The sequence below is a fragment of the Winslowiella arboricola genome, assembly GCF_025527015.1.
In the GTDB taxonomy this organism is placed as follows: Bacteria; Pseudomonadota; Gammaproteobacteria; order Enterobacterales; family Enterobacteriaceae; genus Erwinia; species Erwinia arboricola.
The window spans coordinates 230,878-244,107 of the sequence record NZ_JAODIM010000039.1 but is presented as its reverse complement, the minus strand read 5'-3'; the positions used below and the strand labels follow the sequence as shown (position 1 = coordinate 244,107).

10 protein-coding genes are annotated in these 13,230 nt (G+C 54.7%); all 10 read left to right on the top strand.

Going from position 1 to position 13,230, the window contains the following annotated elements:
• Positions 1-86: 86 nt before the first annotated feature.
• The 10 genes from N5923_RS09070 (at position 87) to tssC (ending at position 12,881) form a co-directional block, all read left to right on the top strand.
• A complete protein-coding gene (locus N5923_RS09070; RefSeq protein ID WP_267143050.1) occupies positions 87-494 on the top strand; it encodes a DUF2000 family protein in 408 nt (135 codons plus the stop codon).
• Between the two features lie 1,217 nt (positions 495-1,711).
• A complete protein-coding gene (locus tag N5923_RS09065) occupies positions 1,712-2,209 on the top strand; it encodes an SH3 domain-containing protein (RefSeq protein WP_267143186.1) in 498 nt (165 codons plus the stop codon).
• Between the two features lie 20 nt (positions 2,210-2,229).
• Positions 2,230-2,745 carry a type VI secretion system lipoprotein TssJ gene (tssJ, locus tag N5923_RS09060; protein ID WP_267143049.1) on the top strand — a complete coding sequence of 172 codons (516 nt, stop codon included), beginning with the start codon at positions 2,230-2,232 and terminating at the stop codon, positions 2,743-2,745.
• A 21-nt stretch (positions 2,746-2,766) separates the two neighbouring features.
• On the top strand, positions 2,767-4,113 hold the full coding sequence (tssK, locus tag N5923_RS09055) for a type VI secretion system baseplate subunit TssK (RefSeq protein WP_267143048.1): 1,347 nt from the start codon (positions 2,767-2,769) through the stop codon (positions 4,111-4,113).
• 21 nt (positions 4,114-4,134) lie between these two features.
• A complete protein-coding gene (locus N5923_RS09050) occupies positions 4,135-5,373 on the top strand; it encodes a DotU family type VI secretion system protein (protein ID WP_267143047.1) in 1,239 nt (412 codons plus the stop codon).
• Between the two features lie 2 nt (positions 5,374-5,375).
• The gene (gene tssM / locus N5923_RS09045) at positions 5,376-8,999 is read left to right on the top strand and encodes a type VI secretion system membrane subunit TssM (RefSeq protein WP_267143046.1); all 3,624 of its coding nucleotides are present in this window, start codon (positions 5,376-5,378) and stop codon (positions 8,997-8,999) included.
• 11 nt (positions 9,000-9,010) lie between these two features.
• Positions 9,011-9,718, top strand: coding sequence for a type VI secretion system-associated protein TagF (gene tagF, locus N5923_RS09040; protein WP_267143045.1), 708 nt, complete (start codon positions 9,011-9,013; stop codon positions 9,716-9,718).
• A 24-nt stretch (positions 9,719-9,742) separates the two neighbouring features.
• Complete coding sequence (gene tssA, locus N5923_RS09035; protein ID WP_267143044.1) at positions 9,743-10,771, top strand: type VI secretion system protein TssA; 1,029 nt, start codon at positions 9,743-9,745, stop codon at positions 10,769-10,771.
• A gap of 73 nt (positions 10,772-10,844) precedes the next feature.
• Positions 10,845-11,378, top strand: coding sequence for a type VI secretion system contractile sheath small subunit (gene tssB / locus N5923_RS09030; RefSeq protein WP_017799571.1), 534 nt, complete (start codon positions 10,845-10,847; stop codon positions 11,376-11,378).
• A 3-nt stretch (positions 11,379-11,381) separates the two neighbouring features.
• On the top strand, positions 11,382-12,881 hold the full coding sequence (tssC, locus tag N5923_RS09025; protein ID WP_267143043.1) for a type VI secretion system contractile sheath large subunit: 1,500 nt from the start codon (positions 11,382-11,384) through the stop codon (positions 12,879-12,881).
• Positions 12,882-13,230 lie beyond the last annotated feature (349 nt).

Genomic DNA, 13,230 nt, shown 5'->3' with positions numbered 1-13,230 from the left:
AGCTGTGCTGCACAAACGTTCCAGACTGCGATCCCTGAAGTCATCTAACATGGTCTTTTCATCGCAACAGACGAGAGACTTTACTGATGTTTGACACCAAGATCGCTTTTATTATCAGAGATGACCTGCCTGCCTGGCAGAAGCTGAACGTTGTCGCATTTCTGGCAACCGGCATTGCTGCAGCGGCTCCGGAAATCATGGGGCAGCCCTATATCGATGCGAAAGGGCGTCATTACGGTAATATTTCTGGTCAGCCGATGCTTATTTTTGCAGCCGATCTTGCCGGTTTACAGGCCGCTCACCGCAAAGGGATTGAGCGTGAAATTACCCTTATTCCTTATGTTCATGCCATGTTTTCCACCGGCCACGACGAAGCCAACCGGGAAGTCTTTCTTGCCGAAGATGCCGAAAATATGAATCTGGTTGGGCTGGCCATGCGCGCGCCGAAAAAAGTCGTGGATAAAGTGATTAAAGGATTGTCCCTGCATAAATAGCGGCGTTGTGCTTCTCTGGCGACAACGATTATCGCCTTAAGCGGTGACATTACCCTTCGCCAGGGCGGCAATATACGCAGAAAACCTATCCGTCATCGCATCAGACCAGCGGTTATTTCTGCGGCCCGATGCGCTGTAAGGTGTGACAGGGTTTCCCCGGTTTACTACCTCGCGATTAGCGACGCATCGCTTTTAAATGCAAGTCGCCAGTGTGGAAAAAGGGTGCCAGATCTCTCTTGCCGCAACCTTAACTGTAATAAAGGGTGTGCAACCTTACATTCATAACGTTTAACTACCGTTGCAGAGCCACTGTTTACTGCAGTTTTTGGCTGGCGTCAGCTGGTTTTTTTAAATCAAATTTGATTATTACCCGACCAGATTTTGTGATCATCGCCGCAATTCTCTCGCAAAACTCCGCTATCACCCCTGCCATCACTTTAGCCATAACAGAGTGTTTATTTACCTTAATAAAATTTAGGCGCAAAAAAATGCGTTTTTATTCCATAGGGAAATAAAACAACTGGTTTCAAATCAGTTTTCTAGGATTATCCTCAAAAAAAAGCGGTCAAAACAGCCAAATTTGGCATTAATAGATAATATAAATTTTTCTTAATTGAGATTCTCTGCTACCTGGCCGTTGTAAATGTGTAAAGAGTCAGTAAACTGATCGACAATATTGAACAATAACCCCGGTTATTGATTCACACTATTGGGATTAATCTGCTTCCCAAGGGCGGTAGCGTTCCTGATTTTAAGATCAATGCAATGATTTGTAACCTAATTATCAAAACTAACACTGAACGGTTACATTTCATATTGGCGTCATCTGATTGTAATGTTATGTGGTTAAAGATTAGCCACGCTGATCAAATTATTTTTATGATGAGGAAATGGGTAACTTTCCCCCTGAAAGGCCTACGGATAGCAGTGTTTTGTCCAATTTTATAAGATGATTTTGGATAATTTAAAGTGGATGTTTTCTTCAATCTTATTTCCGCTGGTCCTGCTATCTCCCCATTTATTGTCTGAAACTGCTTTAACCCCCTTAAATACCCTTTAAACCCTGATTTTCCCTACTCCCTGCGCTTTTTCAGGGCATTTTGTCCGAGTTATCTGTTTGATACCTGAGGGTACAGAATTTGTGCATGATGGCGTCCGGATTAACATTTTCTAAAAAAGCTGTATTTTCAATCAACTGCCAAATCATGAGGATTATGGTGAAAATTCAAATCGCGCTCTCCCTGCTTTTAGTTGCAATGGTTTCAGGCTGTAAGGCGCCACCACCGCCTGTAACCGATGACACCGTCGTTTCCAGCACCGTCGATGGCGTCACCCTGACTTATCGTCACGCTATTACGCCACCGACCAGCTTTACCCCGGCTAACGAAGAGTATCGTGCGCTGTATAAAGCTTCGGTGATGAGCACCCCAGGCTTCGGCGGCAAGCTGGTGCGCCAGCTGGAGAATGGCCAGACCTTTACCGTACTGGGTTCTGTGGAGAACAACTGGTTCGCCATTGCGGAAACCGGTCAGGAGCAAATGATTGGTTATGTGCCACTGCGCGCCGGGGTCAAAAGTGAGTTGTACGACAAAACTATCAAGGCGGATGCCCGTCGTGTGCGTCGTGCCGCGCCTGCCAAAAAAACCTGTGTAGCGGTCAATGGCGAAGGCCAGGCCTGCCGTAACAGCAGCAGTGGCACCTGGATTATCAACTAAACCGCGTCGGCGGATAACCTATGATAACTTTACGTTTTTTCCAGCGCCCGGCACTCCGGGCGCTGTTCCTGTCAGCGCTGGTGTTGCTGACAGGTTGTATCTCCTCTTCACACAGCGTCCCTTCTCGCTACGGCTTACAGTTTCAGGCTCATCCGCAAATCAACGACTCTGCGCCGCTTAAAGTGCGCGTAATGTTGCTGAAATCGGATGCGGATTTTATGTCAGCGGATTTCTACTCACTGCAGAACAATCCTCAGGCGGTACTGGGCGGCAATTTGCTGAATACCGAGCAGTTCTTCCTGATGCCAGGTCAGCTTGGCAAAAAGATCGCCGGACAAAGCACCGCGGAGGCGCGTTATATCGGCATTATGGCGGAGTATCAGTCGCTGGATGGCAAAAAATGGCGACTCTCGCTGCCATTACCTGATCCCTCTGAAAGCAGTGCCTGGAAAGTGTGGCAATGGTCCTCCGATCAGCTGAACGCCGAGATTATTGCGGATGTCAGCGGAATTCGGATGGTTAAAGAGAACCACTAACGCCCTGAAACGGAAGCGATTATGACTAAAGCAGCAAAAGTGGTGTGGACCGAAGGCATGTTCCTGCGTCCCCACCATTTCCAGCAATCTGAAAGCTACCTGTTAAGTCAGGTGCGAGACTGGGGAACCGCACAGCGTCCTTATATGTGGGGTTTTTTTCATCTTGAGTTTGATGAAGCGATGCTGCGCCATGGCAATGTTGCCCTGAGCAGCGCCAGCGGTATTTTACCGGATGGCACCCAGTTTGCGTTCAGCGACAGCCGCCTCGCGCCACCGCCGCTGGCGATTGATGACAATCAGACCGGGCAGAAAGTGGTGCTGGCGCTGCCTGCGCGCCGCGATGGCCGTGAAGAGGTGATCTTTAGCGAAGCCGCCGACTCGCTCGCCCGCCATATCAGTTTTGAAGCGGAAGCTGACGATTGCAATGCGATGTCGATTGGTCCGGCGGTGATGCAGTTCGGTCAGCTGCGTTTGCGTCTGATGCTGGAAAGCGATCTGACGGCGGAGTGGACGGCGATTGGCGTGGCGCTGGTGGTAGAGAAGCGCAGCGACAGCCAGTTACGGCTCGATAACACCTACATCCCGCCAATGCTGAACAGCATCGCGCATCCGCTGCTTTTTAGTTTTATCAATGACATTCAGGGATTACTGGAACAGCGTAGCCAGCAAATCGGCCAGCGTTTACAGCAGCCGGGACGCTTTAATAACTCCGATATGGTCGACTTTATGCTGCTGGCGCTGATGAACCAGCATATTGGCGTGGTCAATCACCTGCACAGTCTGCCGCAACTGCATCCGGAACAGCTGTTCAGCCAGTGGCTGGCGCTGGCCACCGAGCTGAGTACCTACACACCGCAGCGCTCCTGCGATGGTGGCGGGCTGCCGGTGTATGACCATGATGATCTGGCGCGCTGCTTTAACGAGCTGGTGCTGATGCTGCGTCAGCGACTCTCTATCGTGATGGAAGAGAACGCAATTCAGCTGCCGCTGATCGAGCGCTCACACGGGCTGAATGTGGCGACGGTGCCGGATGCCAATATGATCCGCGAGTTTGGTTTTGTGCTGGCGGTAAAAGCCAATGTGCCTGGTGAGATGCTGAACACGCACTTCCCGGCGCAGATGAAGGTGGCACCGGTGACGCGGATCCGTGATTTAGTGCAGCTACAGCTGCCAGGTATGGTGCTGCGCGCCATGCCTTCCGCACCGCCGCAAATCCCATGGCATGCGGGTTACAGCTACTTCCAGCTGGAAAAAGGCGGCGAGCTGTGGAAGGAAATGGATAAATCTGGTGCCTTTGCCCTGCATCTGGCAGGGGAATTCCCCGGCCTGGATATGGCGTTCTGGGCAGTTCGTGACGCCTCTGTCTGACTGAACTGGTGAGTGAAAATTATGCAGGAATTACAATCTGGCGGCAGAGAAGCCGGAGTGACGGGGTCATGGCGCGATAATGCACTGGTCGCTGCTGCCAACCCGTTGCTGAATGCCATCCCCCAAATTCGCCATTCGGTCAGCCATTCTGATCCTGCTGGCCTGCGTCAGCGTTTAATTGAAGAGATTCAGCGCTTTGAAGTGCGCAGCCAGAGCGCGGGTTTACCTTATGAGGCGATCGTCGGCGCACGTTACTGCCTCTGTACGGCGCTGGATGAAGCGGCCGCCCTGACGCCCTGGGGCGGCAACAGCGTCTGGCCCAGCAGCGGTCTGCTGGTCACCTTTCATAATGAAACCTGGGGCGGCGAGAAGTTTTTTCAGCTGCTGGCCAAGCTGTCGCAGAAACCGCGCGATCATCTGTTTCTGCTGGAATTGATCTATTTCTGCCTGATGCTGGGGTTTGAAGGGCGCTACCGCGTACTGGATAACGGTCGCTCACAGCTGGAAACCATCCGTCAGCGCCTGCTGCAGATGATTAATTCGGTACGCGGCGCTTATGCGCCGCCGCTCTCTCCCCATCCTTACGACCAGCCGACACAGAAGAAACTGTGGCGTCCGGTGATCCCGTTATGGGCCTGGACCGCCGTGGTAGGCTTTATGGCCTGCCTGATCTATATCGGCCTTAGCTGGCGCTTAGGCTCGGCCACTACGCCGGTGCTGGCGTCGGTTTACCAGAGTTCGCTGCCGGAAGTCACTATCCAGAATCCGGCGCCGCGACCCCCGGCAATCCTTGATTTGAAAAGCTTCCTGCGTCCGGAAATTGAGCAGGGACTGGTCTCGGTGCGCGATGAGGCAGATCAGAGCGTGGTGATACTGAAAGGTGATGGCCTGTTCCCGTCCGCTTCCACCACAGTGCGCGGTAATTACCAGCCGGTGATCGAGCGTATCGCCAAAGCAATGGATGGCGTCAGCGGCAAAATCCTGGTGGCCGGTTACTCCGATAACCTGCCGATTCGCAGCGCGCGTTTCGCTTCGAACTACGAACTGTCACTGGAGCGCGCAGAATCGGTGCAGAAACTGCTGCAACAGCATCTGCGTCAACCGGGTCGCGTTAAGGCTGAAGGGCGGGGCGACTCAAATGCCATCGCGCCAAATAATTCGGCCGAAAACCGCGCCCGCAATCGTCGCGTTGAAATCACTCTGCTGGTTGCGCCCTCTAATACTCAGGCGCAGCTAAACGGTCTGCAGCAAGGAAATTAAGGATGATGAATACGCTTTTTTCCATACTCTCCAGCCGTTTGCTTTGGGGTTTCCTCGGCATCACTGCGCTGTCATTTATTATCTGGGTGGTGGGGCCGTTATTTGCCATTAATGGCTCCAGCCCGTTAGAACCGGAGATGAACCGTCAGATCAGTATCGGGTTGCTGTATCTGGTCTGGGGCTTCGGACAGGTGATCCCGCGCCTGCACAATGCCTGGCTGAACCGCAAACTGGTCAGCAGCCTGAGCAAGCAGGAGAGCGCCGACGGCGATACGCCGCTGCTGAATGATGAAGAGCAGGCGCTGGCGCAGCGTTTCAGCGAAGCCTCGCAGCTGCTGAGAAAAGCCCACTTCAGCGGTACCTCCGGGCGTAAAAAACCCTCGTGGATGCGTCGCTTCAGCCGCCAGTATCTTTATCAGCTGCCGTGGTATGTGATTATTGGCGCACCCGGCGCCGGTAAAACCACCGCACTGGTGAACTCCGGCCTGCATTTTCCGCTGGCGGATCGCTTTGGCAAGACCGCGTTACGCGGCATTGGCGGCACGCGAAACTGTGACTGGTGGTTTACCAATGAAGCGGTGCTGCTGGATACCGCCGGACGTTACACCACCCAGGAAAGTCAGCGTGAACAGGACGCCAGCGAGTGGAACAAGTTTGTCTCACTGCTAAAAAAATATCGTGCCCGCCAGCCAGTTAACGGCGCGATTATCACCATCAGCGTCTCGGACCTGCTTACCCTGAGCGCGGAACAGCGTCGCCAGCAGGCCAGCGCACTGCGTCAGCGTTTGCTGGAGCTGCACGAACAGCTGGGCATTCGCTTCCCGGTGTATGTGCTGGTGACGAAAACCGATCTACTGCAAGGCTTTACCGCCTATTTCGACAGCTTCGATAAAGCTAAACGCGATCAGGTCTGGGGATTCACTTTCCCGTGGGCGGAGCTGAAAAGCGGCAATTTCGATCTGCAGGTAGCGTTTGAGCATGAATATAGCTTACTGCAGCAGCGTCTTGATGCCGGCCTTGCCGATGTGATGCTGATGGAGCGTGATGGCAAGGCGCGTGCCGAAAGCTATCTGTTCCCGCAGGAGTTCTCTGCGCTGCGTCCGCTGCTCAGTGACTATCTGACGCAAATCTTCGCCCACTCCGGTTTTGAGACCTCGCTGTCCGCGCGCGGTATTTACTTCGCCAGCGGTACTCAGGAGGGCCAGCCGTTTGACAAAGTGATGGGTGAGCTTAATCGTGCGCTGAATCTGCCCAGCAGTGACAGCGGCAATAAAGCCACTGAGTGGGGCGCCGGGCCACAACATCAGCAGAGTGGGCCGGTGCCGCCGGTAAAAGGACAAAGCTTCTTCCTGCGCGATGTGCTGGAAAATGTGGTGTTCCCGGAGTCGGGTCTGGCAGGCAGTAACCGCTGGTGGGAACTGCGGAACCGCGCGGTGTTGTGGTCAGGTTATCTGCTGCTGAGCCTGGCGCTGATGATTGCCGCTATCCTCTGGTTTATCAGCTACAACCATAACCGTAACTATCTGCAGGAAGTCTCCGGCAAAGTGCCGACCGTGAACCAGCAGGGACAGTCATTACAGGCCGGCAACCTCAGCGATCTGTTTGCGTTGTTGCCTTACCTGAACAGCCTGCTGCATCTGCCGGAAAGTGAACAGTTCGATATCAATAACCCACCGCTGACCCGACGTATGGGGCTGTATCGCGGTGGCGAAGTCAGTGATGCCACCAGCGCGCTGTATCAGAAAGCGCTGAAGCAACTGCTGTTGCCGCAGGTGGCGCAGCAAATTACTGGCTGGTTGCGCAGTGATGACGGCAGTGACGCCGATTTCAGTTATGAAGCGCTGAAAGCCTATCAGATGCTGTATCAGCCAAAACACTATGACGGTAAGTTTATCCATACCTGGGTGATGCTGAATCTGCAACGCACCCTGCCGCAGAACGTCACCCGCGAGCAGCTGCGCCAGCTGGAATGGCATCTGTCCCAGCTACTGGAAACGCAGATCCAGTCATCGCCTTATGCGAAAGATGACGGACTGATTGCCCGCGAACAGGCGCTGATTGCCCGCATGCCGTTATCCGACCGGGTTTACGGTCGCCTGAAGCGTCTGCTGGAGCATGATGACAACCTGAAACCGGTTTCTCTGGCGGCGCTGGGAGGGCCGCAGAGTGAGCTGGTTTTTACCCGCAAAAGCGGCAAGCCGCTGAGTGAAGGTATCCCCGGTTTATATACCCCCGACGGCTACTGGAACAGTTTTGACAAGCAGATCGACAACGTCACCGCGGCGCTGTATGCCGATGATGTCTGGGTGCTGGGCAGCGCCACCAGAGATGGTGATAAAGCCCAGACCGACAATGTCGTGCGTCAGCTGTATATGGATGACTATATCCGCCAGTGGGATGGTTTGTTGCAGGATCTCGAACTGAACAACATTGCCAATTTGTCACAGCGTATCAACAGTGCGCGTCTGCTCTCCGCCAGCAACTCACCGCTGCGTCAGCTGGTCACCGGCATCAGTCGCTATCTGGTGCTGGAAAAGAGTGAGGTGCCGCAGGATCAGGGCAAAAAAGCTGACACCGATAACAGCGCCACCCGAACGCTGCGCTCACTGTTTGGTGCGCGCGACAGCAACAGCGCTGCTGAACCGCAAACGCCGGAACAGAAGGTGACACAACACTATGCATCGCTGCTGGAACTGGCGCAGCCGTTGCAGGAAGGCGGGAAAGCCATTGTGTTTGATGACTTTATTAAACAGGTTGACGACCTCTATCGTTACCTGACCGCCGTACAGGATGCCGCGAACAGCGGGATGCCTGCGCCAAACGGCGAAGCGATTAGTCGTCTGCAGGCCAGCGCGGGTCGCCTGCCAGGTTCGCTGCAGGGCATGTTCTCTAATCTTGCCGTGGGCGCCAGCGCCGATACGCAGCGTCGCCAGCTGGACAATATGCGCAAGCGGGTTGATGTGGAAGTTGGCGGTTTCTGCCGCCAGGCGATTGCCGGACGCTATCCGCTGGTGCGCAGTGCGCGTACCGAAGTCACGCCAGACGATCTGGCGCGCATGTTTGCGCCGGGTAGCGGGCTGATGGACACTTTCTTCCGTGACAATCTGGCCGGAAAAGTCGACACCACTCAGGCGCGCTGGCGCATTGCGCCGGGCATTGACGGTAAAACCCTGCCAGGCGGCGAGAGCGTGTTACGCCCGTTCCAGCAGGCACAAAGCATTCGTGATGCTTTCTTTGCCAATGGCGCCACCACGCCGTCATTCCGCGTCACCATCCGCACTGTGCGGATGGATAACGATATTCTGTCGATGACGCTGGATGTGGATGGTCAGTTGCTGCGCTACAGCCACGGCCCGCAGGCTCAGCAACTGATGAGCTGGCCAGGCAGTGGCGGCACCAGTCAGGTACGCCTGTCACTGGGACTGGCGAATGGCACCACTTCGACGCTGGTGACCAACGGTCCCTGGGCGCTGAACCGCCTGTTTGATCAGGCGCGACAGGCCGCAGGCAGCGGTAGCCTGAGTCGTCAGGCCACCTTCTCGCTGGATGGCCATCAGGTCACACTGGAGTTTACTCCCAACAGTATTCGCAACCCGTTTCAGCTTCCCGGGTTCTCTTGCCCTTAAAGGACATCACGATGAGTCACTACCCTGCAATTGGCTGGTACGGGAAGTTGCCCAGTGCCGGCGATTTTTTGCAGCGCCGCTTTCCGGAGGTGCTGAAGAATCAATGGGGACACTGGTTCCAGGTAGGACTGCTTAACTGGCAGAACGCGACGGAGCGGCAGGAAGTCAGTCGCCCGTTCGGTCATGCACCCGTCTGGAATTTTGTTGTGCCGCCGATGCTGGGGAGTCAGCTGGTGCAGATGGGCTGTCTGATGCCAGGGCGCGACAGCGTCGGGCGACAATATCCTCTCTGCGCGCAACGTTTTTTCTCGCCGCAGCACTGGTCCGACAAAATTTTACCCGCGTCAGGCGAGTGGTATCGCCAGCTGGGCGGCACTCTGCATCATGCCGTGCGCAACGGTTACTCGGCCGAACAACTGGACAGCGTGCTGTTGGGGCTGCCGCCGCTGGCGGAACCCGCAGCAGAAACGTCGTCAGATATTCTGGATATCATTGGTCATGACGAGCAGCAGTGCACCCTGAGCTGGCAGCAGGTTTCAGACTGCTTCTCGCCGCAGCACTACACCAGTTTCTGGTGGACCAATCAGAGTGACGGTTACCCGCTGTACACCCATGTGCATAGCGGCAACTTTACCGGCCAGCTGTTTTCACTGCTGTTTGACCCCGCCGGGGGCGCGCGACCGGGTCGTAACGGTCTCTACCCGCCGATGTTTAACTAAATTGTCTGATGCACAGGTAATCCGATGAATACAGATACCTTACTGGAGCCGGTAAGCAGCGATTCACCCTGCGGGGAGAATCTGGAATATGACGCTGACTTTATGGCGATGGATCAGGCCAGTCAGGGCAAAGCGGAACAGCAATTCGGTGACACGATTATCCCGGCTGAACCTGCTGACTGGAACAAAGTGGAGAAGCTCGCTACTGGCCTGCTGACGCGCACCAAAGATTTACGCGTAATGCTGGCGCTGACGCGAGCCTGGACTCAGCTGAAAGGGCTGCCGGGTTACGCCAGCGGCCTGCACCTGATTAATCAGTCGTTGCAGAACTACTGGGACGGACTGTTTCCTGAGCTGTGGTATGACGGTGAAGCCGACCCCTTTTTCCGCATTAATGCGCTGGCGGAGCTTGGCGACAACTCCAGCCTGACCGCCGCGGTACGCCAGTCGGCGCTGTTACGCAGCGCGGCCGATGCCATTACCCTGCGTGATGCCGCGGCGCTGCTGGATGGCAGTAAAGCGGGCCTGAGCGAGTATCCTGGTGGCCGTACCCGGCTGATGGATGAGCTGGCGCAAGGCGGCATGCCTGGCGTTGAGGCGGTGCCGCAGATTGTGGCGTCACTGGAAACATTGCGCAGCTTCCTGACAGAAAAACTGAGTGGCAGCGGCGTGCCGGAGATGACGCAGCTACTGCGCACCCTGCAACTGGTGACACAGGTCAGTCAGACCACCGATGTGACCGCGCTGCTCCCGACCTTGTCAGAAGGTGCGGACAGTCAGCCCGAACCGAGTGCCGCTCCGGCTGCCAGCAGTAAAAGCCGTCAGCCGCAGCAGGACTGGCGCAGCGTAAATCTCGCCTCGCGCGATGATGCCCAGCTGATGCTGGAAAAGGTTAAACAGTACTTTGTTCAGCATGAACCCAGCCATCCGGCGCCGCTGATGATTGAACGTGTCCAGCGCATGGTTGCAATGGACTTTATGGAAATAATTCGTGATCTGGCCCCGGATGGAGTCCATCAACTGGAAACTATTTTCGGCCGTCGTGACAACTAATCCCTGAAATCAGGCTGTCTGGAGCGATTCCGCCACAGCTAATTTTTCACCGTGTAATCCCCTGGAGAATACCATGGCAGGAAATAAATCCCGCAGCGGGCAGAAATTTATCGCCCGCAATCGCGCACCCCGCGTGCAGATTGAATACGACGTCGAAGTCTATGGCGCCGAACGCAAAATTCAGCTTCCTTTTGTTATGGGCGTGATGGCCGATCTGGTCGGTAAGCCGGTAGAAAACCAGCCTGCCGTGGATGAGCGCAAGTTCCTCGAAATTGATATCGACAATTTCGACGAAAGAATGAAATCACTGAAACCACGCGTGGCGTTCAATGCTGAAAATACCCTGACCGGGGAAGGCCGTCTGAATGTCGATCTGACATTTAACAGCATTGAAGATTTCTCGCCGGATGCGGTTGCCCGCAATGTGGAGCCACTGCGCAACCTGCTGGAAGCGCGTACCCAGCTGGCTAACCTGCTGACCTATATGGACGGTAAAAACGGCGCGGAAGAGCTGATTAATAAAATTCTGCAGGATCCGACCCTGCTGAAATCGCTGTCCCATCTGCCGAAAGGCGATGAGCAGCCAACCAAATCTGACGAGGAGTAAGCAATGAGCCAATCTTCTCAACAGCAGCAACCACAGAATGCACCGGCTTATACCGAAGATGAATTCAGTGCACTGCTGAATAAAGAGTTCCGGCCAAAAACCGATCAGGCGCGTACTGCGGTCGAAAGCGCGGTGAAAACCCTGGCGCAGCAGGCGCTGGAAAATACCGTTACTGTCTCTGATGATGCTTACCGCACCATTCAGGCGCTGATCGGTGAAATTGACGAGAAACTGTCAAAACAGGTGAACCAGATTATTCACCATGAAGAGTTTCAGAAGCTGGAAGGTGCATGGCGTGGTCTGCATCACCTGGTGAATAACACTGAAACTGACGAGATGCTGAAAATCCGCTTTATGAGCATCTCCAAGCAGGAGCTGGGCCGCACGCTGAAGCGCTATAAAGGCGTCGGCTGGGACCAGAGCCCGCTGTTTAAGAAAATCTATGAAGAAGAGTACGGCCAGTTTGGTGGCGAACCGTTTGGCTGCCTGGTAGGCGATTACTACTTCGACCATAGCCCGCAGGACGTGGAGATGCTGGCCGAGCTGGCGCGCATCGGCGCGGCTGCCCACTGTCCATTTATCGCCGGTACCGCACCGAGCGTAATGCAGATGGAATCCTGGCAGGAGCTGGCTAATCCACGTGATCTGACCAAAATCTTCCAGAACTCCGAATATGCTGCATGGCGTAGTCTGCGCGAATCGGAAGATGCCCGCTATCTGGGGCTGGTGATGCCGCGTTTCCTGTCGCGTCTGCCCTACGGTATCCGCACCAATCCGGTCGACAGCTTTGATTTTGAAGAAGAGACCGATGGCGCTAACCATAGCAACTATACCTGGACCAACGCTGCTTATGCGATGGCAACCAACATCAACCGCTCATTTAAAGAGTATGGCTGGTGTACTTCGATTCGCGGTGTTGAATCCGGCGGTGCGGTAGAGAACCTGCCATGCCACACCTTCCCGAGCGACGATGGCGGTGTGGATATGAAATGTCCTACCGAAATCGCTATCAGTGACCGCCGCGAGGCCGAACTGGCGCAGAACGGCTTTATGCCGCTGGTGCATCGTAAAAACTCTGACTTTGCCGCCTTTATTGGCGCTCAGTCACTGCAGAAACCTGCCGAGTACTATGATGCCGATGCGACGGCCAATGCCCGTCTGGCGGCGCGTCTGCCATACCTGTTCGCCTGTTGTCGTTTCGCGCATTACCTGAAGTGTATTGTGCGTGACAAAATCGGTTCTTTCCGTGAGCGCGATGAGATGGAGCGCTGGCTGAATGACTGGGTGATGAACTATGTCGATGGCGATCCGGCCAACTCCTCACAAGAGACCAAATCGCGTAAGCCGCTGGCAGCTGCCGAAGTGCAGGTCGAAGAGATTGAGGACAACCCGGGTTACTACACCGCTAAGTTCTTCCTGCGTCCGCACTATCAGCTGGAAGGCCTGACCGTTTCCCTGCGTCTGGTTTCCAAACTGCCATCGCTGAAATCCAGCGAAGTGTAATACCTGGTACGGGCGGCGAGAACGCCGCCCCTACTGGAAAATACAGACTTATGTAGGGGCGGCGTTCTCGCCGCCCGTGTAATCTTTTTCCTCAATTGAGTCTCCTGTAGCGTCAGATGTTTCGAATTTTCACAAATAAAGCCCGGCCATTCACTGGCCTTGTGTTTATTCGCCTCATCTGATTTGGATATTTCAGATATTGAGGCAAGCTGGCGGGTTGGTCTTATTAACGCGCCAGTGATCCTGATTAGCTTATTTAAGATGATCAGGTTGAGGCAGAGGTAAAATATGGATGGTTTTATTTAGCCCCATGCTTTCCTGTTTGCCATATGGATGCTTTTCTCCGAAA

Excerpts from the sequence above, each read along its gene's own strand:
- N5923_RS09050 (WP_267143047.1), top strand. The coding sequence starts at position 4,135 with ATGCAGGAATTACAATCTGGCGGCAGAGAAGCCGGAGTGACGGGGTCA.
- tssJ (WP_267143049.1), top strand. The coding sequence starts at position 2,230 with ATGATAACTTTACGTTTTTTCCAGCGCCCGGCACTCCGGGCGCTGTTC.
- tssK (WP_267143048.1), top strand. The coding sequence starts at position 2,767 with ATGACTAAAGCAGCAAAAGTGGTGTGGACCGAAGGCATGTTCCTGCGT.
- tagF (WP_267143045.1), top strand. The coding sequence starts at position 9,011 with ATGAGTCACTACCCTGCAATTGGCTGGTACGGGAAGTTGCCCAGTGCC.
- tssA (WP_267143044.1), top strand. The coding sequence starts at position 9,743 with ATGAATACAGATACCTTACTGGAGCCGGTAAGCAGCGATTCACCCTGC.
- tssC (WP_267143043.1), top strand. The coding sequence starts at position 11,382 with ATGAGCCAATCTTCTCAACAGCAGCAACCACAGAATGCACCGGCTTAT.
- N5923_RS09070 (WP_267143050.1), top strand. The coding sequence starts at position 87 with ATGTTTGACACCAAGATCGCTTTTATTATCAGAGATGACCTGCCTGCC.
- tssB (WP_017799571.1), top strand. The coding sequence starts at position 10,845 with ATGGCAGGAAATAAATCCCGCAGCGGGCAGAAATTTATCGCCCGCAAT.
- tssM (WP_267143046.1), top strand. The coding sequence starts at position 5,376 with ATGATGAATACGCTTTTTTCCATACTCTCCAGCCGTTTGCTTTGGGGT.